This window comes from Enterococcus sp. AZ149, assembly GCF_051714285.1.
Classification (GTDB): Bacteria; Bacillota; Bacilli; order Lactobacillales; family Enterococcaceae; genus Enterococcus_D; species Enterococcus_D entomosocium.
Genome location: NZ_JBIORO010000001.1, coordinates 2,732,585 through 2,759,377, shown reverse-complemented (window position 1 = coordinate 2,759,377; position 26,793 = coordinate 2,732,585). Strand labels below are relative to the sequence as shown.

General features: G+C 42.6%; 29 protein-coding genes. 20 read left to right on the top strand and 9 right to left on the bottom strand.

Annotated elements, in window-relative coordinates:
- Positions 1-35: 35 nt before the first annotated feature.
- Entirely contained in the window at positions 36-569 is a 534-nt protein-coding gene (locus tag IGI94_RS12740) for a 3'-5' exonuclease (protein ID WP_010749886.1), read from the bottom strand.
- A gap of 84 nt (positions 570-653) precedes the next feature.
- A complete protein-coding gene (locus IGI94_RS12735; protein ID WP_005234144.1) occupies positions 654-1,406 on the bottom strand; it encodes an exodeoxyribonuclease III in 753 nt (250 codons plus the stop codon).
- A 214-nt stretch (positions 1,407-1,620) separates the two neighbouring features.
- Here IGI94_RS12735 and IGI94_RS12730 point away from each other — a divergent pair, with 214 nt between their 5' ends.
- The 4 genes from IGI94_RS12730 (at position 1,621) to IGI94_RS12715 (ending at position 4,600) form a co-directional block, all read left to right on the top strand.
- Positions 1,621-1,896 (top strand): AbrB/MazE/SpoVT family DNA-binding domain-containing protein, encoded by a 276-nt coding sequence (locus IGI94_RS12730; RefSeq protein WP_005234145.1) that lies wholly within the window; start codon positions 1,621-1,623, stop codon positions 1,894-1,896.
- Positions 1,890-2,240 (top strand): type II toxin-antitoxin system PemK/MazF family toxin, encoded by a 351-nt coding sequence (locus tag IGI94_RS12725; RefSeq protein ID WP_422705647.1) that lies wholly within the window; start codon positions 1,890-1,892, stop codon positions 2,238-2,240. The genes IGI94_RS12730 and IGI94_RS12725 overlap by 7 nt, the downstream gene beginning before the upstream one ends.
- A gap of 138 nt (positions 2,241-2,378) precedes the next feature.
- On the top strand, positions 2,379-3,263 hold the full coding sequence (gene murB, locus IGI94_RS12720; RefSeq protein ID WP_196043984.1) for a UDP-N-acetylmuramate dehydrogenase: 885 nt from the start codon (positions 2,379-2,381) through the stop codon (positions 3,261-3,263).
- 116 nt (positions 3,264-3,379) lie between these two features.
- Positions 3,380-4,600 (top strand): hypothetical protein, encoded by a 1,221-nt coding sequence (locus tag IGI94_RS12715; protein WP_438899851.1) that lies wholly within the window; start codon positions 3,380-3,382, stop codon positions 4,598-4,600.
- A 65-nt stretch (positions 4,601-4,665) separates the two neighbouring features.
- Here IGI94_RS12715 and IGI94_RS12710 read toward each other — a convergent pair whose 3' ends face one another.
- Genes IGI94_RS12710 through IGI94_RS12695 form a run of 4 tightly spaced genes read right to left on the bottom strand, consistent with a single transcriptional unit; the run spans position 4,666 to position 7,638 of the window.
- A complete protein-coding gene (locus IGI94_RS12710; protein ID WP_005228527.1) occupies positions 4,666-5,310 on the bottom strand; it encodes an ECF transporter S component in 645 nt (214 codons plus the stop codon).
- Between the two features lie 2 nt (positions 5,311-5,312).
- The gene (gene coaC, locus IGI94_RS12705) at positions 5,313-5,870 is read right to left on the bottom strand and encodes a phosphopantothenoylcysteine decarboxylase (protein WP_008380717.1); all 558 of its coding nucleotides are present in this window, start codon (positions 5,868-5,870) and stop codon (positions 5,313-5,315) included.
- 32 nt (positions 5,871-5,902) lie between these two features.
- Positions 5,903-6,652 (bottom strand): phosphopantothenate--cysteine ligase, encoded by a 750-nt coding sequence (gene coaB / locus IGI94_RS12700; RefSeq protein WP_438899850.1) that lies wholly within the window; start codon positions 6,650-6,652, stop codon positions 5,903-5,905.
- Positions 6,649-7,638 carry an acrylyl-CoA reductase family protein gene (locus IGI94_RS12695; RefSeq protein ID WP_438899849.1) on the bottom strand — a complete coding sequence of 330 codons (990 nt, stop codon included), beginning with the start codon at positions 7,636-7,638 and terminating at the stop codon, positions 6,649-6,651. Before IGI94_RS12695 ends, coaB begins: the two co-directional genes overlap by 4 nt.
- 386 nt (positions 7,639-8,024) lie before the next feature.
- Between IGI94_RS12695 and IGI94_RS12690 the strand changes: the two genes are divergently transcribed.
- From IGI94_RS12690 to IGI94_RS12670, 5 genes are read left to right on the top strand one after another with little or no spacing between them, the layout of a single operon-like run.
- Positions 8,025-8,567 carry a helix-turn-helix domain-containing protein gene (locus tag IGI94_RS12690; protein WP_008380724.1) on the top strand — a complete coding sequence of 181 codons (543 nt, stop codon included), beginning with the start codon at positions 8,025-8,027 and terminating at the stop codon, positions 8,565-8,567.
- A gap of 16 nt (positions 8,568-8,583) precedes the next feature.
- On the top strand, positions 8,584-9,672 hold the full coding sequence (locus IGI94_RS12685) for an ABC transporter ATP-binding protein (protein WP_005234156.1): 1,089 nt from the start codon (positions 8,584-8,586) through the stop codon (positions 9,670-9,672).
- Positions 9,673-9,684: 12 nt separating this feature from the next.
- Positions 9,685-10,494 (top strand): ABC transporter permease, encoded by an 810-nt coding sequence (locus IGI94_RS12680; RefSeq protein ID WP_005234157.1) that lies wholly within the window; start codon positions 9,685-9,687, stop codon positions 10,492-10,494.
- On the top strand, positions 10,491-11,327 hold the full coding sequence (locus tag IGI94_RS12675; RefSeq protein ID WP_005228535.1) for an ABC transporter permease: 837 nt from the start codon (positions 10,491-10,493) through the stop codon (positions 11,325-11,327). The genes IGI94_RS12680 and IGI94_RS12675 overlap by 4 nt, the downstream gene beginning before the upstream one ends.
- Entirely contained in the window at positions 11,324-12,397 is a 1,074-nt protein-coding gene (locus tag IGI94_RS12670) for an ABC transporter substrate-binding protein (RefSeq protein WP_005234158.1), read from the top strand. Before IGI94_RS12675 ends, IGI94_RS12670 begins: the two co-directional genes overlap by 4 nt.
- Positions 12,398-12,537: 140 nt before the next feature.
- Here IGI94_RS12670 and IGI94_RS12665 read toward each other — a convergent pair whose 3' ends face one another.
- Complete coding sequence (locus IGI94_RS12665) at positions 12,538-12,984, bottom strand: MerR family transcriptional regulator (protein WP_016612709.1); 447 nt, start codon at positions 12,982-12,984, stop codon at positions 12,538-12,540.
- A 253-nt stretch (positions 12,985-13,237) separates the two neighbouring features.
- Between IGI94_RS12665 and IGI94_RS12660 the strand changes: the two genes are divergently transcribed.
- The 6 genes from IGI94_RS12660 to IGI94_RS12635 all read left to right on the top strand — a co-directional run bounded on the left by IGI94_RS12660 (position 13,238) and on the right by IGI94_RS12635 (position 19,527).
- Positions 13,238-14,245 carry an aldo/keto reductase gene (locus tag IGI94_RS12660; protein WP_086316509.1) on the top strand — a complete coding sequence of 336 codons (1,008 nt, stop codon included), beginning with the start codon at positions 13,238-13,240 and terminating at the stop codon, positions 14,243-14,245.
- 102 nt (positions 14,246-14,347) lie between these two features.
- Positions 14,348-14,710, top strand: coding sequence for a zeta toxin family protein (locus IGI94_RS12655; protein ID WP_016621603.1), 363 nt, complete (start codon positions 14,348-14,350; stop codon positions 14,708-14,710).
- On the top strand, positions 14,703-14,870 hold the full coding sequence (locus IGI94_RS12650; protein WP_086316508.1) for a hypothetical protein: 168 nt from the start codon (positions 14,703-14,705) through the stop codon (positions 14,868-14,870). The genes IGI94_RS12655 and IGI94_RS12650 overlap by 8 nt, the downstream gene beginning before the upstream one ends.
- A 408-nt stretch (positions 14,871-15,278) precedes the next feature.
- Positions 15,279-17,045: a 1-deoxy-D-xylulose-5-phosphate synthase gene (locus tag IGI94_RS12645; protein WP_438899848.1), complete on the top strand. Its 1,767-nt coding sequence runs from the start codon at positions 15,279-15,281 to the stop codon at positions 17,043-17,045.
- Between the two features lie 290 nt (positions 17,046-17,335).
- The gene (locus tag IGI94_RS12640; RefSeq protein WP_034872112.1) at positions 17,336-18,514 is read left to right on the top strand and encodes an MFS transporter; all 1,179 of its coding nucleotides are present in this window, start codon (positions 17,336-17,338) and stop codon (positions 18,512-18,514) included.
- Positions 18,515-18,639: 125 nt separating this feature from the next.
- On the top strand, positions 18,640-19,527 hold the full coding sequence (locus IGI94_RS12635; RefSeq protein ID WP_429968766.1) for a MurR/RpiR family transcriptional regulator: 888 nt from the start codon (positions 18,640-18,642) through the stop codon (positions 19,525-19,527).
- Positions 19,528-19,562: 35 nt separating this feature from the next.
- Here IGI94_RS12635 and IGI94_RS12630 read toward each other — a convergent pair whose 3' ends face one another.
- Positions 19,563-20,384, bottom strand: a complete 822-nt coding sequence (locus IGI94_RS12630; RefSeq protein ID WP_086316505.1) for an MBL fold metallo-hydrolase — start codon at positions 20,382-20,384, stop codon at positions 19,563-19,565.
- Positions 20,385-20,482: 98 nt separating this feature from the next.
- Between IGI94_RS12630 and IGI94_RS12625 the strand changes: the two genes are divergently transcribed.
- The 3 genes from IGI94_RS12625 to IGI94_RS12615 all read left to right on the top strand — a co-directional run bounded on the left by IGI94_RS12625 (position 20,483) and on the right by IGI94_RS12615 (position 24,144).
- Positions 20,483-20,638, top strand: coding sequence for a hypothetical protein (locus IGI94_RS12625; protein WP_181409180.1), 156 nt, complete (start codon positions 20,483-20,485; stop codon positions 20,636-20,638).
- Between the two features lie 213 nt (positions 20,639-20,851).
- Positions 20,852-22,708, top strand: coding sequence for a beta-glucoside-specific PTS transporter subunit IIABC (locus tag IGI94_RS12620; protein ID WP_315037105.1), 1,857 nt, complete (start codon positions 20,852-20,854; stop codon positions 22,706-22,708).
- An 11-nt stretch (positions 22,709-22,719) separates the two neighbouring features.
- Complete coding sequence (locus IGI94_RS12615; RefSeq protein ID WP_194193364.1) at positions 22,720-24,144, top strand: 6-phospho-beta-glucosidase; 1,425 nt, start codon at positions 22,720-22,722, stop codon at positions 24,142-24,144.
- Between the two features lie 122 nt (positions 24,145-24,266).
- Here IGI94_RS12615 and IGI94_RS12610 read toward each other — a convergent pair whose 3' ends face one another.
- Positions 24,267-25,151: an AraC family transcriptional regulator gene (locus IGI94_RS12610; protein ID WP_016612700.1), complete on the bottom strand. Its 885-nt coding sequence runs from the start codon at positions 25,149-25,151 to the stop codon at positions 24,267-24,269.
- A gap of 132 nt (positions 25,152-25,283) precedes the next feature.
- Between IGI94_RS12610 and bglB the strand changes: the two genes are divergently transcribed.
- Together bglB and rhaM are read left to right on the top strand one after the other, a co-directional pair.
- On the top strand, positions 25,284-26,390 hold the full coding sequence (gene bglB / locus IGI94_RS12605; RefSeq protein ID WP_074933334.1) for a beta-galactosidase BglB: 1,107 nt from the start codon (positions 25,284-25,286) through the stop codon (positions 26,388-26,390).
- A gap of 39 nt (positions 26,391-26,429) precedes the next feature.
- On the top strand, positions 26,430-26,741 hold the full coding sequence (gene rhaM / locus IGI94_RS12600; protein ID WP_008380743.1) for an L-rhamnose mutarotase: 312 nt from the start codon (positions 26,430-26,432) through the stop codon (positions 26,739-26,741).
- The last annotated feature ends 52 nt before the right edge of the window (positions 26,742-26,793 follow it).

The following is a 26,793-nucleotide window of genomic DNA, read 5'->3' as shown; positions in this document are numbered from 1 at the left end:
TAGCGCAATGCTGACTTTAGGACGCACGTTCTTATTTATTTGACTAAAACCAATTTTTTTAATGGATCGATGCCAAATTCTTCTTCTTGACGCAATAAGATTTGGGCACATGCCCGGCTATCTTCCAAGGCATCATGGTGGTTTAGTAAAGGAATCTGCAATTGCTCACAAACCGTATTTAATTTGTGGTTCGTAAATTCTGGATACAGTTTGCGGCTTGTTCGTACCGTGCACAAGGAAAGATAGTTTGGTTGTGACAACCCATAATAGTCAAGACACCCCGCCAAAACGCCGGTATCAAAACCAGCATTATGCGCAACGATCAGACTATTTAATTGATAATATTGTTGGATTTGTTTCCATACGTCAGGAAACTTAGGCGCTTCTTGCACATCTTCTGGACGGATGCCATGAATTTGAATGTTTTTCCAAAAAAATTCCGTTTCCGGTTGGATCAATGTGTAATATTCGCCCACGATTTTGCTGTCTTGTACCATGACTAGTGCAAGGGAACAGGCACTATGCTTTTGATAATTTGCTGTTTCAAAGTCCATTGCGATAAAATTCATCAGACTCACCTCATTGCCATTCTAGCACAAAATCAAAGAATGAAAAGCGAACAAACGTTAAGAAAAACTGAAGTTTTCCTACGGTTAGTTGAGATCCAGTTCCACCGGACAATGGTCACTGCCGATGATATCTGTATGGATCTTGGCGTCTAGCAAGCGCTCATTTAAGTCATCCGAAACGACAAAGTAATCGATGCGCCAGCCGGCATTGTTTTTGCGAGCGTTGAAACGGTAGCTCCACCAAGAATAAATGCCTTCTGCATCTGGATAGAAATAACGGAACGTATCGGTAAAGCCAGCAGCCAAAAGAGTTGAAAACTTTTCCCGTTCTTCAGGTGTAAACCCAGCACTTTTTTGATTGGTTTTCCAGTTTTTGATATCGATATTTTTATGGGCAACATTCAAATCACCACAGAGAATCACTGGCTTTTGTTGTTTCAATTCAGTCAAGTAAGCCAAAAAGGCATCTTCCCAAGTCATGCGATAATCCAAGCGGCGCAATTCATTTTGGGAATTCGGTGTGTAGCAAGTAATCAAGAAAAATTCAGGATACTCCAGCGTGATGACGCGACCTTCCGTATCATGTTCTTCGATCCCTAATCCATAACGGACGGATAGCGCAGGTTCTTTTGCGAAAATCGCCGTGCCAGAATAGCCTTTCTTCTCCGCATAATTCCAGTATTGATGATAGCCTGGTAAATCCAATTCGATCTGACCTTCTTGCAGCTTTGTTTCTTGTAAACAAAAGAAATCAGCATCGAGGGCTTCAAACACTTCAGAAAAATTTTTTTTAACGATGGCCCGTAAACCATTCACATTCCAAGAAATAAATTTCATTAAGACTCCTCCTTATTTTCCACTACGCCTCCCATTTTACCTAAAAAAGCCAGAAGCGCAAAGCAAGTGAGCGGAATAAGGAAAACAAGGAGGAAGAATGAGGATTAAATTTGGATGCTAGAGAAAATTCGTTTGTGGTACGAAAAAGGATTAATAAATCCTTACTTTTCCTTACGTTTTATGTTACAATCGTTTTGAAAAGGGGGCAGTTCACATGACGATCAAAGCGCAAGTTTCAGCGAAAATGACTTCGAAAAATCAAATAACTATTCCAAAAAGTGTGCGGCAAAAGTTAGGCTTAAAAGAGAATCAGCGGGTAATTTTTGAATTTACTCCAGAAGGCGAGATCAAGGTAACAGGCGAAAAAGCAGCACCTTCCTTTGAAGATTTTTGGAAACAAGAATTAGCGATCGTAGAAGAAACGGGGAAATTTGATACAGGTGAGATGTTTTTTGGAGAAGATTTAGGTGAGGAGAATATTGAATGGTAAGACAAGGAGATATTCTTTTTATTGACTTAAATCCCACCAAAGGAAATGAAATGGCAAAAAAAAGACCGTGTGTGGTGGTTAGTAATGATTATTATAACAAGAGTTTCAATACCGTCTTAGTGATGCCAATCAGTAGCTCAAAAAAATATGTAGAAGAAAAATTCGCTCGATCGAATGCGTTTCAAACAGTTACCGAAACACAAAAGAATAAAGTTCAAGGGACGATTCTTTGTCAGCATATTCGCAGTGTGGACCTCTTGCATCGCAGCAACTTAGAAGTAGTCGATAAAGTCACAACGGAGATGAAAGAACGATTATCTGAAATAACAAAACACTTTTTTTGAAGCTTACTCTTTATTAATCAGGTCATTCGATTATTAAGCTTTTCTTTGATTCACCAGAGGTAGCAACTTTTCCTTGAACATGCTAAAATAAGTGAGATGTTTATTGTGAAAGGAAACCTTCTCGTGAATAAAGACTTGATGATTGCGCAATTCCCTGAAATTGCCTTATTAAAAGATGAACCCTTATTGAACTATACGTATACAAAAACTGGTGGACCGGCAGACATTTTGGCTTTTCCCAAAACAGCAGAAGAGGCTAAACAGCTGCTTGATTATTGCCGAGAACAAGCGATTCCTTGGATCGTCTTAGGAAACGCCAGCAACTTGATCGTCCGTGATGGTGGTATTCGTGGCGTGGTGATCATGCTGTCGGAAATGAACCAAATCGTGGTAGACGGCACTTCTTTGATTGTCGATGCTGGAGCAAAGTTGATCGATACCACCTATGTCGCTTTGCATGAATCCTTGACTGGTTTTGAATTTGCCTGCGGGATTCCCGGCAGTGTCGGCGGTGCCGTCTTTATGAATGCAGGCGCCTATGATGGCGAGATCCAAGATGTCTTTGCGTCCTGCGACGTTTTGCTGGCTGATGGTCAAATCGTGACATATACCAAGGAAGAAATGGAATTTGCTTATCGTCATAGCAAGTTGCAAGAGCAAAAGATGATCATTTTGAGCAGTCGCTTTGATCTAACAAAAGGTGATCAAGAACAAATCAAAAAGCGAATGGATGAACTGACAGAATTGCGGCAATTGAAGCAACCGCTAGAATACCCCTCTTGTGGGAGTGTCTTCAAACGTCCAGTCGGTCATTTTACCGGCAAGCTGATCCAAGATGCAGGCTTACAAGGACTGAAATGGGGCGGTGCCCAAATTTCAGAAAAACATGCGGGCTTTATCGTGAATGTCGATCAAGCAACAGCCACGGATTACGTTGAACTGATTGCCCATATCCAACAAGTCATCAAAGAAACTTTTGATGTCACCTTAGAAACAGAAGTCCGAATCATCGGTGAAGAATAGATTAGCGAAAAGATTGTCCCCCGGGGCAATCTTTTTTTCATGAGAGCTAATAAAAAGAGCTTAGGATTGTAAGCTTTCGCAGTCTTCGGTACAATAAACGAAAAGGAGTGAGCAGGATGAAAAAGTGGGGACGCATCATTTTGTTTGTTGGGTTCGCCTTTCTTTTCGGTGGCTGTACGAAATTACCGCAAGAACAGTTTGCCGAACAGTTGACGAATCAGCAAGCAACGAATGCTGGTGAATTCCAAGCGACGATCGATACCTTTGAGATGGGTAGCACCAGCGAATACGGTCAAGAAGCCGATAGGTATGCCTCTATGTTGATGTCACAGTTAGTCGGCTCGTCATTTAAAGGGGATTTCGTCCAGGACAAAGAAACCAAAGCGATTTTACTCAATCTGGCAGTTGCTTATGGCGGTCAGGAGCTGCCGATCAAGCTGATCGTCGATCCAGAAAAACAAGAAGCGTATGTGTCAGCTGAAATCTATGAAACACTGCAAGGGTATATCAGCGCATTTGGTAGTGACAGTTATGGGACAAATCCAGACGCTGCGGAATATGAAGGCAAATACCTGCGCATCGATCAAGAAACCTTGGATTCTTACTTTGGCGAAGAAACTTTTGCAGAGGACGGCGAGGGGACAACCGAAGCAGAAAAAGCGCCTGAAAACCTCTTTACCATGAACAGTCTTTTTCATAATGAGACATTTGCAGACTATTTGAAAACCTTTGAACCGGATGCTTTCAAAAGAGATGGAGATACGATCAGCCACACGTTTACCAAAGAAGAATTGGCAGATTATGCAACCTATGCCCAAGAACACGGCGCCGATCAAAAGCAAGTCGCCGAATTAGAAGCGATGCTGGAAGAAGTCGAACAGTTTGACTTAGCTATGACCGTCAATACGAAAACAAATCAGCAGAAAATGGCTTTTCACTTCGTGCAAGCGGATGAGCTGCAAACCACTATCGGAGCCACGGTGACTTTTACAGGGAAGAAAAGTGATACTGCGGTTGCGATTCCCACAGCGGAAGAATTGATTGACCCAGAAGAATTGTTTTCTCCCTATGATTATGGCTGGGATGACAGCTATGACGATGGGGATGAGAATGATTATGATGATGAGTACTGGGATAGCTATGATGAAGCCGATGATTGGTCTTCTTATATGCTGACGGATGAGGAGTTTGAAGAACTGCTGCTGCAAATCAAGCAAGAGCTGCCTTATTTGACCCAAGCAGATATCGATGATTATCTGACATTTTATGAAGAGTATTTGACCCAAGAGCAGTATCAAGAGCTTGTCGAAGCACTCCAGATGACACAAAGTTTATGAGTCACTCAAAAGGGAAGCGACCGCCTAAGTTAGCCAAAAAGCTAACTTTAGGCGGTCGCTATTTTTTAGATTCGATTTTTTTTGCGGTTCATGACTAAGCGCAAAAGAACGGTTCCAACTGCCATCGTGGCGATTCCCGCTACAATGGCTTCAGGCACGCCTTGGGCGAAGATCACACCCAAAATCGCTGCGTAAACAGCATTGCCGGCTTTTCCCACAACCTCCGCATATTCTTGCTGGAACAAGAAGTAGATTAAGTTCATTACCAGGATCGTATTCGTCAAACCTCCGGCAACACCAGCAATCAGTAGCGAAAGACTTTGCTGTTTGTTTTTCCAGATTTTTTGACAGCCTTTATAAACAAAGTAAGGAACGACACCAATCAAAATACGGGGAATCAGCGCTACGAGGATCGCTTTCCAACTTCCTTGATCACTCCCATAAATCGGTACGAAAGGAGAGAAGACAAAAGAAAGCGGGGTGATGATCCATGTCGAACGCACCATACTGATGATCCCAAAGGCGCCGCCTAAAAAGCCGCCGATCCGAGGGCCCAATACAATGGAAGCGATGATCACAGGAATGTGCATCGTTGTCGCATTGATTGGTCCTAAGGGAATAAACCCAAGAAAGGGTACCGATGCTAAAAGAATCAAGATTCCTAAAAAGAAAGCTGTTAAGACAAGTTCAAAAGTTGATATTTTTTTCATTATTAGACACTCCGTACTTCCAAAGCAGTCAATGCTTTTTCGAGAATCGTTTCTGTTGCTGCTAATGCGCCTCTGCCGAAATCACCGCAAGCCAGTAACGCTTCACGGGGTTCAATCTCTTGGAAGCCGACTTCTTTCAAAATCCCTAAATTTCTTTGAACAATCGGGTTTTCGTACATGACGGTATTCATGGCTGGTGCAATCAAGCGGGGCACGGATAACGGCAACGCTAAGGCAACTGTTGAGATCAAATCATCGGCTAACCCATGCGCCAGCTTGCCAATACTGTTAGCACTGGCTGGGGCGAGCAAGAAAAGATCGGCTTGTTTGGCTAGTTCAATATGATTGATCCGATCTGGTTGGCGCTCTTGCATAACATCCACATGGATCGGGCGTTTGGATAATGACTGTAACGTCAAAGGCGTAATAAATTGTGTGCTATTTTGAGTCATTAAGACATCCACTGCATAGCCCTTTTTGGTTAATTCATTGGTCAGGTCGGCTGCTTTGTATGCAGAGATACTGCCGCTGACGCCAAGCAGAACGTGTTTTTGTTTCATGATTCTTTCTCCTTTTCTAAAAAAACATCTAGCTAAGCACGCAGGTCATTGCGTAATGTGTCAACGATCAAGGTTGCGATCTCAGCTTTTGTGCGACCAGTCCCGATTTGTCCTTCTTGTGTCAAAAGGTGGCCAACATGCTGGTTTCCTGAAATTTGCGTCAAGTCGTTGGCCAACACATAATCCGCTTGGCTAGCCAGCAAACTTTTTCGTGCGACCGCGAACAACTCGTCTTCCGCGACGGCTACTAATAATTTGAATCCGACTAATAAGGTTGTCGGCTGTAATGCTTTGATGGTTTGGATCACTTTCGGGGTTTTCTTCAACACTAAAAACAAATGATCCGTATTGGAAGAAACTTTGCCTGCCGTTGCTTCAGATTGTTCGAGCACGTGTGCCATCAATGCCGGAGTGACCTGGTTGTCATAAGTCGGTAGGGCATCGTTGATTGCTTCATAAAAGGCTGCTTCTGAAAAATGAGCAGCAGGGGTAAAATCACTAACTGCCATACTGTGGATCACGGCAGCATACGAATGGGTCGTCAATAAATCGGTCAATTGCCCCAACAAGTCCGTGGTCCCTTCAATGAAATGACAGGTAACTCGTGGATCGGTAGGCGGTTGCTTGGCAGTTTTCGTCGTAACGTAATCGATGGTCACCTCAAGGTACCGCAGCCATTCATTGGCAATCGCTTGACCAAGTGAACCCGTGGAATGATTCGTGATTGCACGGACATCATCGATTTTTTCGGAAGTACCGCCAGCCGTAATCAAAATTCTCATTGCCCTTGTGACACCTCAACGATCGTCCGTCCTTGGTGCGTGCCAGCTAATAAAGCTGCCAACGTTTCTGGTAAGTCTTCCAAAGTGATGGCTTTCGTGTAAAGCTGATCGATCACATTCCACTCACCCGCTAATTTCTCCCATAATGCCGTGCGGATCTCATGGGAAACATTGACTGAATCGATCCCAATTACGCGAATCCCACGCAAAATAAAGGGTAAGACAGTCGTTTCGATTTTGATCCCACCAGCATTGCCGCATAAGAAGGCACCGCCCCCATAAGCGATTTGCGGAAGCACTGCCGCAAGCAATGGACCACCAACCGTATCGATGACCGCTGCAAACGATTGTTTTGCTAATGGTTTGACCTTTTCGGGTACCACTTCATCCGGACGGATGATTTTTGCTGCGCCTAGGTCTAACAACCATTGCGCATCGGTTTTACGAGATAGCGCCACTATATTTGTATAGCCCAGTTTTTTCAATAAGGCAATGCTGACACTGCCGACGCCACCGCTCGCACCTGTCACCAAAATCGCAGCGTCTTTTGCTAAGTGCAGCTGCTCTAATTCTTGCACCGCTAAAGCTGCTGTGAACCCAGCCGTGCCATAGGTCATACTGTCTTTCGCTGAAAAACCAGCAGAACGTTTCACGAGCCACTCGGCCGGGACCTGTTGAAATTGACTGTAACCGCCTGGGTGAGAAACCCCTAAGCCATAGCCAGTCACTAAAACTTGATCGCCTGGGGCAAAATCAGCAGACTGACTGTCCACGACTTCCCCTGCTAAATCGATTCCCGGCGTCATCGGATACGTGCGGATCACGCCGCCATTTTCTTTTGCTGCCAAGGCATCTTTGTAATTGACATCTGAGTAATCAACCCGGACAAGCACATCGCCTGCTGGCAGCTCGTCAAGGGTTGCAGTTGTGAGTGAAGCAGTAAAATTTGGTTCATTCATGACACGAAAGGTAGAGAAATTCATCATTTCAGACACTCCTTTGATGGTTTGTACTCATAATACCATAAGTTTTATTTTTTTAACCAGTGAAGCAAGAAAAGGCAGGGCTTCTTATCAAAAAATCAGTAAAAACAGATCATTATTAAATCTACCTTTTCTTCGTTAAAATAGAAGTTGTTCTTTTAAACCTGTGAAAAGCGAAAATGACGGGACCGCCAATCCTTTCCTTTATAGCACAAGCGTTTAGCGTCACTCCTTTTTTTGAGCAGCAAGAAAAGAATTCAAAGAAATGCAGAAAAAAGGCTTGTGTTTTCTGCAATAATTTGTATACTAGAAAAAGTGAAATTAAACATGAAGTTTACTTATAGCAAACTTTTTTACTTGCAGTTGTGTCAATAAAAGGGGGAATGAACATGGAGATTGGCGAGAAGCTGCGCAATTTGCGCGTTCAAAAGAATTTGACCCAAGAAGAATTAGGCGAGCGGACCGATTTGACGAAAGGCTATATCTCACAGTTGGAACGTGATTTGAGTTCGCCTTCTATGGAAACTTTTTTTACGATCTTAGAAGTTTTAGGCGTGACACCAGAGGAATTTTTCCGAGAAGAAAATGCGCAGCATCAAGTGGTTTATCGCGAAGAAGACAGCACGCTTTATTATGATGAAGAAAATGGCTATGAATTGAAATGGCTGATTCCCGATTCCAATGAAAAAGAAATGGAGCCAGTCTTGCTGACTTTTGATAAAGCCGGCGAATACAAGACCTTTGAACCATCGTTAGCAGAAACATTTATCTATGTCTTAGAGGGCAGTGTGGCGTTGTCGTTAGGAGAAACGCAGTACAAGGCTCGTAAAGGCCAATCGATCTATTATCAGGCGACTGAGCCGCATCAATTAAAAAATATCGCCGGCAAAAAAAGCCGTGTGCTCGTAGTCGTAACGGATTCTTATTTATAGTACAGGAGGAAAGAGTGTGGGAAAAACAATAATTTCATTCAACAATGTGGTGAAACGATTTGATGATGATGAAACAGTTTTGAAAAAAGTGAGTTTTGATATTGAAGAAGGTCGCTTTTATACATTGTTAGGTCCTTCAGGTTGTGGAAAAACAACTATTTTACGCATCATTGCGGGTTTTTCGGACGCAACAGAAGGCGACGTTTATTTTGATGGACAAAGAATTAATGACGTTCCTGCCAATCAACGGCAAGTGAATACTGTCTTTCAAGATTATGCCTTATTCCCACATATGAACGTTTTTGAAAATGTGGCATTTGGTCTGCGAATCAAAAAATTACCAAAAGATGAAGTGAATAAAAAAGTCTTAGAAGCGTTACGGTTAGTACAACTTCCTGGTTATGAGAATCGTGAAATCAGCGAAATGTCAGGAGGTCAACGCCAACGGGTCGCAATCGCACGAGCGATCGTCAATGAACCCAAAGTATTGCTTCTTGATGAACCATTGTCCGCATTGGACTTGAAATTGCGAACTGACATGCAATACGAGCTGCGGGAATTGCAGCAGCGACTAGGCATCACCTTTATTTTTGTCACCCATGACCAAGAAGAAGCGTTGGCGATGAGTGATGAGATTTTCGTTATGAACAAAGGGAAGATCGTCCAAAGTGGCACGCCAGTGGATATCTACGATGAACCAATCAACCATTTTGTAGCGGATTTTGTTGGTGAAAGCAACATCGTTACAGGTACGATGATCGAAGACAACTTAGTGGAGTTTGTCGGCAAGCAGTTTGAATGTGTCGATGGCGGGATGCGTCCGAATGAAGCCGTTGAGATCGTGATCCGTCCGGAAGATTTGAATTTGACGACCGTTGAGAAAGGCAAGTTAGTCGTTGAAGTGGATACTCAATTGTTCCGAGGCGTGCATTACGAAATCATTTGTTACGACGAACAAGGCAACGAGTGGATGGTTCACTCTACAAGAAAAGCCACTGAAGGAAGCAAGATCGGTCTTTCCTTTGAACCAGAAGACATCCACGTCATGCGTTTCAATGAGTCCGAAGAAGATTTTGATGCTCGTTTAGAGAGCTACGAAGATTAGGAGGGAAAGCTAATGACGAAAATGCGTCGTTTTTATGCGATACCCTATGTCTTTTGGTTATTGCTATTTGTTATTGCACCAGTCTTATTGATCATCTACCAATCTTTTTTTGATATGAACGGCAACTTTTCGCTGGTCAATTATCAAAGCTACTTAGGTTCTGGCAAATATTTGATCATGACCTTAAACTCGGTTTGGTATGCCTTTTTGATCACCTTGATTACCTTAGTGATCAGCTACCCGACAGCGTATTTCTTAACTAAGCTGCGCCACAAAGATTTGTGGCTGCTGTTGATCATCTTACCAACGTGGGTCAACTTATTGTTAAAAGCCTATGCGTTTATTGGGATTTTCGGCATTCATGGCAGTGTCAACAACTTCCTAGAAATCATGGGGGTTGGACCAAAGCAGATTTTGTTTACTGACTTCAGCTTTTTGACGGTTGCCGTCTATATCGAACTGCCCTTTATGATCATGCCGATTTTTAATGCCTTAGAAGAAATGAATCCCTCTTTGATCAGTGCCAGTCGCGATCTAGGGGCAAACAGCTATGATACTTTCCGACGAGTGATTTTCCCTCTTTCGTTAAACGGGGTAAAAAGCGGCGTCCAAGCCGTCTTCATTCCATCGCTCTCCCTCTTCATGTTGACCCGTTTGATTGGGGGCAATCGCGTGATCACGCTTGGTACGGCGATCGAGCAGCACTTTCTCGTTACCCAAAATTGGGGCATGGGTTCGACCATCGGCGTCATTTTGATCATCGCCATGTTCCTCGTGATGTTGTTTACGGGAGAAAAGAAAAAAGGAGGGCAACGTAAATGAAAAAATTTCGCTGGTCGAATCTTTATCTGATCGTCGTCTTTATTCTTTTGTACGTGCCGATCTTTTATTTGATTTTCTATTCCTTCAATGAAGGAGGCACCATGAATGCTTTTACGGGTTTCACTTTTGAACATTACCAATCCGTCTTTCAAGATACCCGCTTGATGATCATCGTGTTGAACACCTTTATGCTGGCATTTTTATCAGCATTACTGGCAACGATCATTGGCACATTTGGTGCGATGGGCATCTACTATACCCGCAAGCGCCGAACGAGAACGGCCTTGTTGAGTTTGAATAATATTTTGCTGGTTTCACCAGATGTCATCATTGGCGCCAGTTTCTTGATTTTCTTTACGATGATCGGCAACTTGTTCCGTGGGTTTAGCTTAGGCTTTTTCAGCGTGTTGCTTTCGCATATCGCCTTTAGTATCCCGATCGTGGTATTGATGGTCTTGCCGAAATTGCAAGAGATGAACGATTCAATGATCGATGCTGCCCGTGATTTAGGCGCGAATAATTTTCAAGTCATCAAAAATATCATTTTGCCTTTCTTGACACCGGGCATCATCGCCGGCTATTTCATGGCCTTTACTTATTCACTTGATGATTTTGCCGTGACATTCTTTGTGACGGGCAATGGCTTTAGTACCTTATCAGTAGAGATCTATTCTAGAGCACGTCAAGGAATCAGTTTAGAAATCAATGCATTAAGCACACTTGTCTTCTTATTCTCCATGATTCTGGTGGTAGGCTATTACTTTATCAGTAAAGAAAACGGCGCGAAGAAATTACGTAAAAACCGCCGTGTGGAGGTGGCAAATCTGCGATGAAACGACTACAATCTCTGATTATCGGTATTGTTGCGATCGTCCTGATCTTGCTCTTTGGTGTCCGTGAATTGGAACGCACCTCTGGTATGGCAGGTGCTGAGGTCGTCAACATCTACAACTGGGGCGACTACATCGACCCTGATTTGATCAGTAAGTTTGAAGAAGAGACTGGCTACAAAGTCAATTATGAAACCTTTGACTCAAATGAAGCGATGTTCACGAAGATCCAACAAGGCGGTACGTCCTATGACATCGCCATACCGAGTGAATACATGATTGAGAAAATGATGGAACAAAATCTTTTAAAACCATTGGATCACAGCAAAATCAAAGGGCTAGACAATATCGACCCTCGCTTTTTAGACCTGAGTTTTGATCCGGGCAATCAATATTCGATCCCTTATTTCTGGGGAACACTAGGGATCGTCTATAACGATAAATTCTTTGATGAAGGTGAGATCACCCAATGGGACGATCTTTGGAAACCCGAATTAGCAAACAGCATCATGCTGATCGATGGCGCGCGTGAAGTAATGGGATTAGGTTTGGACAGCTTAGGCTATTCTCTAAACAGCAAAGACGATGATCAGTTGCAAGAGGCATTCAATAAGCTTCGGACCATGACCCCAAACATCAAAGCCATCGTCGCAGATGAAATCAAGATGTACATGGCCAATGAAGAAGCATCGGTTGCGGTCACATTTTCTGGGGAAGCAGCCGACATGATGTACGAAAATGAACACATTCATTATGTGATCCCTTCGGAAGGCTCCAACTTGTGGTTTGATAATATGGTCATTCCTAAGACCTCACAAAACGAAGCCGGCGCTTATGCCTTCTTGAACTTTATGCTGGAACCCGAGAATGCTGCACAAAACGCAGAGTACATCGGCTATTCCACACCTAACCAAGAAGCCATGGCCTTACTGCCTGACGAGATCACCGAAGACGAACAGTTCTATCCATCCGATGAATTGATGGAACACCTCGAAGTCTATGAAAACTTAGGTGCTGAGTATCTTGGCATCTATAATGATTTGTTCTTGGAATTGAAGATGTATCGGAAATAAGCAAACTGCCATTAAGCAGGGAATGAATCCTGTTTAATGGCAGTTTTTTAGTAATGAATAGTCTATTTCAGCACTATACGAATATAATCATCAAAAAATTAAGTGTCTATTGATCCAAATCATTGGTAAAATATCTTCATTCAAGTTCTATTCCGCAATACTGCTTCCTCCTCCCAAGTTGCCGGATTCAATGGATCGTTAGAAGCTGTTTTCTGGTTGATGAGCTCTTGATAGGTATTGCTTTTCTTTTCTAAATAAGCGACTCGTTTTTGCGCTTCTGTAAGTTTAACGAGCGCTTTTTCTTTTTGCGATTGAATGATGTCGGCTCTTTCTTTGATCGTCGAATCGCCAAGGAGGCAAAGCGAAATATAATGCTTAATGGCTTCTAAAGACATGCCTGTTTCGCGCAAATTCTTGATACCAGTTAACCAATTGATGGAAGTCTGATTAAAAACCCGTCTGTTGTTTTTGTCCCTGATCAAACTAGGAACCAAACCCATATCGGTATAATAGCGAATCGTGTGTTCAGACAATTCAGTGATCGTGGCTGCTTCTTTGATAGAGTAAATGTTGGTCACGCCTTTCATAATTTGCTGAAGTCAAGCAAGTCGTTTGAACGTATTAGTAAAAACTGTTGTAGATCATTTTCTTTTTATATCGCGTATTATAGCACAGATAATTTTGTGGAGAAAAGTAGCTTCCTATTTGAGAGCCTCAAAAAGAAAAAAGGTGGAAGAAAAATGATTGTTAGAAACTCCTTGACTTCGAGTGACTCGAAGATGCTAAAGTTTAGCTAGCTTAGCGAGCACACAAAGTATCGATGGAGGAGGGAATTATAATATGAAGAATAGAAAAATCAGAAGTTTAGCAGTTTCGCCAATCGGAATGGGGTGTATGGGGTTTTCTCACGGATATGGAAAGGTGCCAGAAGAAAAAGAGAGTATTGCATCTATTCGCAAAGCTTACGAATTTGGCTGTACATTTTTTGATACAGCAGAAGCTTATGGAAAAGAAATGTTTTATTCTGGACATAATGAGGAGTTGGTGGGTAAAGCACTGTCGCCTTTTCGAAACAAAGTTGTTCTTGCCACCAAGTATCATCTCGACGAAAAAGAAGTGAATGAAAGCACAACTCTTTACACAGCCATCCGTAACCATTTGATTGCTTCAATGGAAAAATTGCGCACCGATTATGTTGATCTCTATTATCTTCATCGAATCAATGAACAGCTTTCTTTAGAAGAAATAGCTGATGTGATGGGACGATTGATCAAAGAAGGTATGATCAGAGAATGGGGACTCTCACAAGTTTCCGTGGAGACACTTGCTAAAGCACATGGGATTACCCCCGTTGGTGCTGTGCAAAATCTCTATTCAATGGTTGAGCGTGATTGTGAGCGAGAGATTTTCCCCTATTGTCTTGAGAACGAGATCGCCGTCGTTCCTTTTTCACCAATCGCTAGTGGGTTTTTATCTGGAAAAGTCACACCAGATACATCCTTTGAAGGGGATGATGTTCGCAAATTCGTCCCTCAGCTGGCTAAAGAAAACCTCGTAGCCAATCAACCGATTTTAAATATGCTAGCAGAAGTCGCTCAAGCAAAGCAGTCGACAAATGCCCAAATTTCATTGGCGTGGATGCTTCACAAGTACCCGAATGCAGTGCCGATTCCTGGATCAAAAAATCGAGGCAGGATTTTGGAAAATCTAGCTGCTTGGGATGTACAGCTTACAGATACCGAGTTTCAAGTAATTGAAAACCAATTGAATCAAATACCTGTATATGGCCATCGAGGACATGTCGAATCACAACAACAATCTTTCGGAAAACAGTGGGACAAACACTAAATAAAGAAAAAGTTGGAAAAGCAGACTGCATGACAAATGTAGTCTGTTTTTTTGCGTATAGTTCATTAACAGAAATTTTTGCCATCTTACTTCTCGCAATAAATGATTCTTGTTTCACCCACTAAAAAAGCTGATCAAAATATTGCGCGATGCTTAAAAAAGAATTATGATGTGCTTATCTATTATATCTATCAAGATCCTTTTATTGCTTGGAATTATACGAAGCAACGTGAAAAAATAGAAGGACGCTTTGTTCCTAAAGAACATTTTATAAATGCTTTTTTTCAATCAAGATATAACTTGATTAAAATGAAGGAATTGTATAAAGAAAATGTGACCGTTAATATTTTTATAAAAGATTTTCAGAATCGCCATTCTCATACGTTGATGGCAGTTGACAATGTATCGTTCGCTTTGCCATTAACATACACAAAGGAAGAATTGGAGGAGAAGCTCAATGACTGAGAAAGAAAAAGTAGAAACAATCATGATACAATATCATCGAAACTTCTCGATCTTACAGAAAAAGGCAACGCCTAGCGAATTGAAAACAGTTTTAAACTTTGTTGCAGAAGAATCGAACCGTAAACAGCGAGTGCTTGTTGGCTTAGAGAAAGAAGAATAAGTGGTCAATGAAAAAATTTAGGTTTCTTAAGAATGACCATTGAACAAGTAAAACCCGAGATAAGAAGCAAGCGCTTCTTATCTTTTTTTGTATCATTATGGCGGGCACGCAGTAAAGATAGGATCAAAATAGAATAAATTCACAAAAAGTGCTTGACCTAAAGTCAGCTCTAGGTGGTATCTTTTTAGATAGAAGAAATGAGCAGCGATTGTTGAAACTCAGAAAAATTACGATTTCCCTTTAGGATAACTTGCTATTTCTCGGTTTGACAGGAATTCTAAAAAGAGCGTCTAGCTCCGATGGCCACGTTTTTCATTCTAGAGAACGATCCACTCATTTCGATTTCGTGTCTTTTTCCTTGTGAGTAAACACACGAACCATTCAAACATTTCTACAGGAGGTACGTACATGTTATTAGATAAAATCAAAAGCCCCAAAGAGTTAAAAGAATTGACCAGTGGGCAACTTCAAGAACTGGTAGTAGAAGCACGAACTGCTTTATTGGAAAAAATCAGTCACCATGGGGGGCACAATGGCCCCAATCTGGGGATGGTTGAGATGACGATTGCGTTGCATAAAGTCTTTGATTCCCCCACAGATAAGCTGATTTTTGATGTGTCCCATCAGACCTATATCCATAAAATGTTGACGGGACGCGCCCATGCCTTTCTTGATGCTGCGCAGTATGGTGCGGTTTCTGGTTACACGAATCCGAAAGAAAGCGAGCACGATCTCTTTACGGTCGGTCATACCTCCACCTCAGTTTCGTTGGCAAATGGTGTGGCGAAAGCCCGTGACCTAAAAAATGAAACGTATAACGTCGTTGCCGTGATTGGTGATGGTTCTCTATCAGGCGGGTTAGCGTTTGAAGGCTTGAACAATATCGTGGAATTAGGCACCAATACCATCGTGATCCTCAATGACAATGACCAATCGATCGCAGAAAACCATGGGGGGATGTATCAGAATTTGCGGGCATTGCGGGAAACCAAGGGGCAAGTAGCAGACAATCTGTTCAAAGCGATTGGTTTTGAGTACCACTATTTAGATGAAGGAAATGACCTCGCTGCACTGATCGCTTTATTTGAAAAAGTGAAAGATGTTGATCATCCTGTTTTATTACACATTCATACGATCAAAGGCAAAGGCTTCAAGTTTGCGGAAGAAAATCGTGAAAAGTTTCATGCAGGCGGTCCCTTTCATTTAGAAACCGGCGAATATATTTCTATTGGCGGCAATCAAGTAACGTACAATAGCTTAACGACGGATTATTTATTAGAAAAAATGGCGTCAGATCCTAAAGTCGTGGCAGTAAACGCTGGTACACCGATGCTGCTTTTTTCTCCGGAACAAAGAGAAAAAGCAGGCAAACAATTTGTAGATGTAGGTATTGCAGAAGAACATGCGGTATCGATGGTTGCTGGGTTAGCAAAAAATGGAGCAAAACCTGTCTGGGCCGTTTTTTCTACCTTTATGCAACGTAGTTTTGATCAAATTTCCCATGATTTGGCCTTAAATCATCTGCCTGGAACGATTCTGGTATATGGTGCATCGATTCACGGCATGAATGACGAGAGCCATTTGGGAATTTTTGATATTCCATTTTTGGCACATATTCCCAACCTTATTTATCTTGCGCCAACCTCTAAAGAAGAATATCTGGCAATGTTGGATTGGTCGCTGGAACAAACCAACGCACCAGTTGCGATCCGGGTACCGGTTGGACCTGTCAACGAAATGGCAGTGACAGTCTCTACTGACTACAGTGATCAAAAAAATGAAGTGACTCAAGCTGGCACGCAGGTAGCCATCGTCGGTGTTGGGAACTTTTATGCGCTAGCGGAAGAGATCGCAGAACAATTGAAAATGCAACATGGAATTACGCCAACGGTGATCAATCCTAAGTTTATTTCAGGGGTCGACAAAGAGTTGTTGGATGCTGTGGCACGATCGCACAAACTCGTTGTCACGTTGGAAGATGGCATACGAGAGGGTGGCTATGGACAAATGATTGCCAGCTACCTGGGTGATCGTGAGATTGTCGTCAAAAACTATGGCTTAGAAAAGAAATTTTATGATAATTACCAGGCAGCGGACGTTTTATCTGAACTTGGTATCACCGTTGAGACAATTACGAAAGACGTTATGGAACAGTTACAGCAATCAATTCACTAAAGCATTCTGAGTAGTTACAGTCGATTTATGAAAAGAAGGAAACCTTGCAGAAAACATACTGCAAGGTTTCTTTTTTTTAGACAAACATAAATGAGTTCCAGCAATCGCCATAGAAACCTAGTAAAATACAGAAGACCAATGCTTTTCAAGCATAAAGCCCAAGCGCGTTAAGCATTGGTCAACGAGGACAATCTAGCGAATAATAAGGTAGTGAAAGGATCACTTTGTCATCTTGGGCTATTGGGTTCCGAGACAAGGAAGAAAAGGTGTTTTTAAGGAAAGGGGTAATTATGAAATTTTTTTCTATGAAGTTGTTGGCACTGTTGTCGGTGGCAATGGTCGTCTATTCGGCACCGGCGATTTCTGCCAATGTCCCAGCGATTGCGGCAAGCTTTCCAGAAGTTGATGCGGTCTACATTGGATTACTGACCACGATTCCATCATTGTTTCTTTTACTGGGGATTTTTACTACCAGCATGATCGAAAAAAGGATCGGCAAAAAATACACGATGGTCACCGGCTTGGTCATTGTGGCGGTTTTTGGCACGCTGCCGGCATGGTATCAGGGGAGCTTTCCCGTCTTGTTTCTTTCTCGAGGGATTCTTGGCTTCGGGATCGGCTTATTCAATCGTTTGGCGATTCAAATGATTAGTTTGCTGTTTCAAAATGAGCCGCAAAAGAAAGCCAAAGCTCTTGGATTAGAAAGTGCCGTCGGTGGTTTAGGTGGTATCTTTATGACTTTGCTGGTTGGGCAGCTAGTGAAAATCAGTTGGGAAATGTCCTTCTTGGTTTATGGCTTTGCCCTGATCAGTCTCTTCTTTGTCCAGCTGTTTATTCCAAACGAAACACAGGCTGTGACTAATGAGACGTTATTGGCGAACGTCACGGTTTCAAAAGAACGGAAACAGCGATCATTCGTTCTGGGTGTGCTCTTGTTTCTAATCGTTGTCTTATTTATTAATTACAATTTACAGATCACACCATTGTTATTGGAAAAAGGAATCGGGGACGCCACTGAAGGCAGTAACATGATTGCCGCCATTGCGACGGGAGCATTTATCGCCGGCAATGCCTTTGGCTTGATATACAGTCGCCTACATCGCTGGTTGCTGCCCATTGCGGCATTGCTTGCAGGAAGCAGCATCTATTTGACTTATCCATTGCAGACAGTGGGGCTACTCTTGGGTTGTTCTTTATTATTAGGCTTTGCCTTTCGCAGCATCATGCCTTTTTTCACCCACTTGCTGACGACTGGTGGTGAAGCAGAAGCTAAGTTTGGCACGATCGTCTCGATCGTTGCTTACAATTTAGGGGTCACGCTCGCACCCTATGCATCACGCTTGCTGATACTAGTCAGCGGCAATGAAACAGCAGGGATGCAGATGATCTTATCAGGGGGCATGCTATGTCTGATTGGTATGATCGCCCTTTTGGGAAATAAATTCTTTTTGTATTTTGAACGAGGGTAGGCATACGCTGGCGTGCTCCACGCTTTTCTGTCTTCAATTCATCACTTTCAGTGCTTTTAGATAGAAAGAAACGTGAATGAATGGGACGTGTAAAACTAACAGCAGCAATCAGAAGGGAGAACCAGATGTATCTTTTTCAAAAAATTGAAGAAGCAGCGTTTAAACAAAATGATGCAAGAAGGACGATCGGTGATTTTTTACTAGGCAATCGGGAAAAAGTCAGTGAGTATACTATGGAAGAAATCGCAAAACTGACCCATACCTCAAAGCCGACGTTAGTCCGTTTTGCAAAATATTTTGGCTTTTCCGGTTGGAAAGAATTTGTGTATGCCTTCGTGCATGAACTGGCACACTTTGATGATGGCTCAGCAACGATCGATGTGAATATCCCTTTTGGTGAGGCGGCAGACACATTAGAAATCATTGAAAACTTGGCGAACTTGCGCATGCAGACGATTAAAGAAACAGCGGCACTTATGACGGTAAAAGACCTGAATCAAGCCGCTCGACTCATCAATGGCGCTCAAAACGTTGTCATCTATGGGCGTAGTCCAAATTCGTATTTCGGGCAGCTGTTTAAACGCAACTTAAACACGATTCATAAAAAAGCCTTTGTTGCGGATACGGACGAAGCGGGCTTGATTTCCCAAACGCTGACCCCGCAGGATTGTGCCATTCTTATCTCTTATTCTGGCAATAATTCAGAGACCTATCCTATGAAAAATGTGAAAACATTGCTGAAAAATGGTGTGCCAATTATCAGTCTTACGAGTGGTGGGGACAACTATTTGCGGGACTATTCGACGATCGTCTTGACGATTGCTAGCCGAGAAAAACTATATTCTAAAATCGGAAATTTTTCCACAGAAGAATCGATTCAATTCCTTTTGACGGTTTTGTTTGCTCAGATTTTTTCCCTCGATTATCAGGAGAATATCCAAATGAAAATCAGCAACGCTCGTTATTTAGAAACGAGCCGCAAAACGACGTTTAAAGAGATGGCAGAAGAATAAAAGGACCACACCAAAAACGGTGTGGTCCTTTTTCCCTATTCTAAATTGTTGGAAGTGGTTGATTTCAATTCGATCGGCTCACCGGCAGCAACTAGACGAATCCGTTTCGGATTGACGATCCGATCGTACAAAGCTTCAGGGTCCCCATTAAAAGCATCGATATGCGGAGCATCCACTGTTCCCCAATGGGAGAGGATCAATTCAGCATGAGGATAGGTATTTGCCAGTTTCACGGCGTTCTCAAAGCCGATATGCCAAGCGTTGTCGTTAAAGTCAAACAAGATCGCATCTGGTTGAGGCATCTCTAATTGTTCTGGTAAAAGACGAGAATCGCCAGGAATCCACAAGGAACCATCCGGAGTATCGATCCAAAAGCCGCAATAGTCCTCAATTTGGAAGACACGGTCAAATTTTGTCGTCTCATTTTGCCAAAGGTGATACGCCTTTGTTAAAGAAATCTCCAAATTTTTAACGGTGAATGAATCATAGATTTCGTGACCTTGGGCAGCAACTTGAAAGTGCTCTTGCATAAGTTCGGCAACATATTTGGGTCCATGGAAGCTATCGGTAACCGGGACTAATTTTTCAATCGTCGGAATGCCGTAGTGATCATTATCTGAATGGGTGATCAATACCGCATCTAAGTGAGGGACTGCCGCCGGTTTGATTGGCAGATCGATCAGTAACGGCAGGTCAAATCCTTCTAAGACCGGATCGACCATGATACATGTACCACGGCTGTTTAGAAGAATACCGGAGTTTCCTAACCAGCGAATGATCGTTTGATCTGTTTTTTGAAAAGCTTCTTCATGAAAGAGAATCGTTTTTGGGGGTATTGCTTGTTTCGCGTTTGTCATGTTTCTTCGTTCCCTTCGCCTGTTTTTTATAAATCCAACCTAGAATAGCCGTTCATAACAGGCTAGACCAAATCGTTGATTCAGTAAGGATTGCTTCAATGGTTGGGGGAAGAAGCAGTGGTTTGATCCGTTGTTGCGGGATCATCGGGGCGTTCTTTTTCGGTTGGTGGGTCCATTACGTTGAAAAAGCCTATTATGATCGCGATAGATCAAAAGTAACACAATCATCTAGTAAATTATATCATTGTTTCTAGTGGCTTCGTCAAGGCGATGTTTGGTCTTTTAATGGAATGGATTTCGAAAAAAGAGCGGTTTTTAATGAAAAGATGAAATCCATTTCGTCTTTGGGAAAATATATTGGAAACGCTCTCTATAAATGGTACATTGCTGGCAGAAAGAACAGTATGTTATACCGGTAAGCACATACAACATAGATTTTCTTTGAAATTTATTTAGGGGTGGAATGTATGAGTGAAAATTATCAATCATTAGCAAAAAAAATCGTCCAGTATCTGGGGGGACAAGAAAATATCACGGATGCCTATCACTGTCAAACCCGATTGCGCTTTAAAGTCAATGAAGAAAAGCGTATAGATCAAGGAGAACTAGAGGCGCTCGATGGGGTTGCCAAATACATCAATAACGCAGGGGTACATCAAGTCGTGATCGGAACACATGTCAAAGATGTCTATGAAGAAGTCACAAAATTGGTTTCGCTTCAATCATCAGGGGCGTCGGAACCTGGGGAGAAAAAAGGACCAGCAGCTGCAGTGATCGATTTTGTGGCAGGAACGTTTCAACCAATTATTCCCGCACTGTCCGGTGCCGGAATGGTTAAGGCAGTTTTGGCTTTATTGATCGTTTTTGATGTGATCACGGCTGATTCGCAAACCTATTACATGCTGAATCTTTTTGCAGATGGTGTTTTCTTCTTCTTACCAATGATCCTGGCCTTCACTGTGGCACAAAAATTGCGATGCAATCCGATTTTAGCGGCTTCAGTGGCTGCTATGATGATGCATCCTAATTGGGGTGCCTTGGTCACAGCAGGCGAACCCGTTCACTTTTTTGGGGTTATTCCTTTTACATTAGCAAATTATACGGGATCAGTCATTCCGATCCTGATCGTGATTTTTTTCCAATCGTATGTCGAAAAGTTTTTGAACAAAGTGATTCCAAAATCAGTGGAGCTGGTTTTTGTTCCGATGCTAACATTCTTGATAATGGGTACATTAGCCTTCTCGCTATTTGGACCGATCGGTAGTATCTTGGGTGGTTATTTGGCAACATTCTTTACCTTCTTAAGTGTCCATGCTAGCTGGGTTCCAGCGGTTTTGATTGGGGGCTTTTTGCCAATCATGGTGATGTTTGGATTGCACAATGGGATTGCTCCTTTAGGGGTGATGCAAATGGCAGAACTTGGGTATGACAGTATTTTTGGTCCAGGGGCATTGGTCTCAAACATTGCTCAAGCAACCGCAGTAGCAGTTGTCGCATTGCGTACGAAAGAGAAAAAAACTAAGCAGTTGGCGGTATCAGGGGCAATCACTGCCTACATGGGGATTACCGAACCCGCTTTATATGGCATCAATTTGCCCAAAAAATATCCGTTGGTTGCGGCAATGATTGGTGGGGCTTCTGGTGGTTTGTATGCTGGCTTGACCAATACGCATCGCTTTGCGACCGGTTCGTCTGGTCTCCCAGCAATCTTACTATATATCGGTGATGATACGATGCGCTATTTTTGGAACATCATTATCGCATTGGTGATTGCAGCTGTGGTGAGTGGGGCCGTTACCTATGTCTTAAGTTTCAAATATGAAACAAAAGTGACAATTGATGTTCCGGAGATGAAAGCAGTAGTACTAGAAGATACCGGCTTGATCAATCCTGTACCGGGAATCGTGATTCCGTTGAATCAAGTCAAAGATGACGCATTTGCTTCTGAAGCACTCGGAAAAGGATTTGCGGTCGATGAACCCATCGGTGAAGTCATTGCGCCTTTTGATGGAAAAGTCGCTGCTGTTTTTCCTACCAAACACGCGATTGGCTTGGTTTCAGACACCGGAATCGAATTGTTGATCCATGTCGGTTTAGACACAGTGGAACTAAATGGTCAGTATTTTGATGCTTTAGTAGAAGCAGAGCAAAAAGTTACAAAAGGGCAGCGATTGCTGACGTTTGATGTACCGCAGATAAAAGCTGCAGGATATGTCACACAAGTACCGATCATCGTTACCAATACACCACAATATACCGCAGTCGAACGTGTGAAAGAAGGTTTGGTAGCTAAAGAAGAGGAAGTACTTGTGGTCAAAGTTTAGGAGGAAATAACATGGGATTATCAGATGATTTTTTATGGGGCGGTGCAACGGCTGCCAATCAAGCAGAAGGTGGTGTATTAGCAGGAGGACGTGGCTTATCAAATGTCGACCTCTTACCAACTGGTCCTGATCGCGCAAGAGTCGCTGCTGGTGAGTTGAAGATGTTAGAATGGCAGGAAGATTCTTTTTATCCAGCCCAAACGGCCATTGATATGTACCACCATTATATGGAAGATATTACCCTTTTTGCCGAAATGGGTTTTAAAGTGTATCGGATGTCACTTTCTTGGTCAAGGATTTTTCCAAATGGCAATGACGAAGAGCCCAACGAAGAAGGACTGCTTTTTTATGAGAAAATCTTCAAAGAATTGAGAAAACATCAAATCGAGCCATTGGTCACGATTGCCCACTTCGATGTTCCGCTGCATTTGATCAAGGAATTTGGGGGCTGGAAAAATCGTCGGCTCATTGATTTCTATGTGACCTATGCGGAAACCGTCTTCCAGCGCTATCGCGGGTTGGTCAAATATTGGCTGACGATCAATGAAATCAATATTTTGCTGCATCAGCCCTTTGTAGGTGGCGGGATCGTCTTTAAAGAAGGGGACAATCGTCAAGAAATCAAATACCAAGCAGCGCATCATCAGTTAGTCGCCAGTGCCTTAGCAACCAAAAAAGCTCATGAGATCGATCCGACCAATAAAGTCGGCTGTATGCTGGCTGGCGGCAGTCATTATCCTTATACTTGCCGACCTGAAGATTACCAAGAAGCAATCAATCGTGATCGCGAAGGCTATTTCTTTATCGATGTGCAAGCCCGAGGCAAATACCCCAATTATGCCTTGAAAAAATTTGAGCGAGAAGGCTTAACGATCAAAATGACACCTGAAGACGAGGCGATTTTAGCGGCTTCTCCTGTTGATTTTGTCAGTTTTTCTTATTACTGTTCGCGAACGGTCAGTGCCCATCCAGAAGACTATGCGCAAGCGACCGGGAATCTCTTTCCATCAATTAAAAATGAACATCTACCATCGACTGAGTGGGGGTGGCAGATTGATCCGTTAGGACTGAGAAATTCATTGAATCAATTGTATGATCGCTATCAAAAACCGTTGTTTATCGTAGAAAATGGGTTAGGGGCGATCGATACCCCTGATGAGAACGGGTTTGTCGCAGACGATTATCGGATCAACTATTTAAAAAAACATATTCAAGCCTTCAAAGATGCGGTGATGATCGATGGCGTGGAACTACTTGGTTATACTACTTGGGGTTGTATTGATCTTGTAGCAGCCAGTACCGGTCAAATGAGTAAACGCTACGGCTTTATCTACGTGGATCGAGATGATCAAGGCAACGGCACCTTGAAACGAACCAAGAAAAAATCCTTTGAGTGGTATAAAAAAGTGATCGCTTCAAATGGGGAAGTTTTATAGCATACAAAAAGAATGACACATTTCCTCGTGTCATTCTTTTTGTATTGTGTCATCTAACATCAGGAAAGGGAAGCAGCAACTCTTTTTTCACGAGCCAATGATTGGCGCTTTGCAACGGCTTGCTATTTTTTTCCTGCAAAATGCGTAAAACGGACAAACTGATTTTGGGCTTCTTCTTGTAAAAATTCTTTTGGTGTCAGCTGAAATTCTTGTTTAAAGCAGCGTAAAAAATGGGTATAGGAGTTGAAGCCGCAAGCTTCGAACGTGGCGGTGGCGCTTCTGGTTTTACGTAAAATTTCTTTGCTCTTTAAGAGTCGTTTCTTTACCACATAGGCATGAAAGGCGACGCCAGTTTCTTTTTTGAAGGTCCTTGAAAGCGAGTATGGGCTCATGAAAAGGGCTTTGGCGACGGTATCTAAGGAGAGATCAGCGGTCAAATGCTGATTGATATAGGTAATAGCAGCCAAAATGTCTTTATTTTTATAGAGTGAGTCGGATAAAAATAGCGGTTCTTTTTCCTGATAGGCAATCGTATTGATGGAAATCAAAAACGCGATCAAATGGTTTTGATAAAGTAAGTCGGTGCCATAATTGCTATCCGTTTTTTTGCGTAAAGGACGCAATAGCTGGTCTAGTTGGTCGGCATCGATCGATAAAATACGACTGTTGATACCGCCGTTGCTACGAAAACAGGCAGTGAGATCTGTTTGGGTAGTGGAGAGGGCAGCGAGATAACTAGGATTGATATACAGGTAGGTTCGCTCGAAAAAATCAGAAGTTTGATGAACGATTCGATGCAAGACGTTTGGAGGAATCAAGATGATCGTACCAGGTTCTAGAGGGAATTCTCCGCCATCGATAAAGAAGACCGCTGATCCTTTTAAGGTACAGTGAATCTCATAAAAACTATGGTAATGATAAAGGGTATTGTTTTCTTCTACGATGTCTTTGATATGAAAGGCCTCAAAACGATCGTTGATCATCGTATCCGCACTTTGCTTCTCCATGATTGGCTCCTTTCGTACTCGTTTGTTTTTATCATACAAGAATAGATAGTAAAGTGTCAATAACTGCTATTTTTGTGTAAATGTAAGCGTGTTACGATCAATCTATCAAAGAGAAATGAGAGGATGAACCCAATGGTGATTTTAGAACAGTTGTTTGTGGAAAAACGTGTTGTAGAAGAAAAAATTGATCGCATGATCGAAAATTTAACGACGATCAAGGATGATAATGGCGAATTTCTATTAGACTTTGACGGCTTGATCGTTGATGATAAAAGCTGGGGGATTTGGAACTGGCCGCAAGGGGTGGGACTATATGGCATTTATAAAAACTACCAAATCACCAAAAATCCTAAAGCGCTCCAAGTTGTGGAAGAATGGTTTGAGCAGCGGATGTTAGAAGGCGCGCCGCCTAAAAATGTCAACACGATGGCGCCGCTTTTGGCAATGGCGTATCTTTATGAAGACACCAAAGATTCTCGTTACTTGCCTTACCTTGAACAATGGGCGGAATGGGTCATGCATGATATGCCGCGAACCGATGAAAATGGTCTGCAGCATGCGACCTATGGACCAGAAAATCGCAACCAGCTTTGGGACGATACCTTGATGATGACCGCTTTGCCTTTGGCGAAAATTGGCATGTTGCTGAATCGTCCGGCTTATATCGAAGAAGCAAAACAACAATTTATGATCCATATCAAATACTTAGTGGATAAAAAAACTGGGCTTTGGTTCCACGGCTGGACCTTTGAAGAACGCCACAATTATGCACAAGCGCTTTGGGCAAGAGGCAACTGCTGGATCACCATTGCGATTCCTGAGATCATTGAAATTCTCGACTTGCAAGAAGGAGATGCGTTACGTGGCTTCTTAATCAATACCCTCTTAGACCAACTAACTGCCTTGCAAGAAATGCAAGATGAAAGTGGCCTGTGGCACACCTTGTTAGATGATCCTAGCTCGTATGTGGAGGCTTCTGCGACGGCTGGTTTTGCCTATGGGATTTTAAAAGCCGTTCATAAGCGTTACATTGACAAAGCTTGGGAAGATGTTGCCTATAAAGCGTTAGCCGGTTTGATCGAACAAGTCGCAGAAGATGGAGAAGTCCAAAATGTTTCCATCGGTACTGGAATGGGAGAAGACTTGGAGTACTACAAAAACATCGCGATTACAGCAATGCCTTACGGGCAATCACTGACAGTTTTAGCATTTACTGAACTATTGGTTTCATTTTGTTAAGCAGAACACCTTACGTAATAAAGAGAGGAGCAGACAAAGATGATCAAAAAAGCGATTCGGATGAAGCTACATCCTGGTTATGAAGCAGAATATGAAAAACGGCATCGCGAACTATGGCCAGAACTAAAAGAGCAGCTCATAGCACACGGGGCGAAAAGCTACCAGATTTTCTTAGATCCAGAAAGCCTTGCGTTGTTTGGCTACCTTGAGATTGAAGATGAAACCCGCTGGCAGCAGTTAGCGGCAACCGAGATCAACCAAAAATGGTGGCATTACATGGCAGAACTTATGGAAACAAATCCGGATGATTCGCCAGTGACACAGGAGTTAAAGGAAGTCTTTACGCTGTAAGCTAGACAAAAATGTTTATTTCTTAAAACGAACACGGTCGCATCAATTGTTT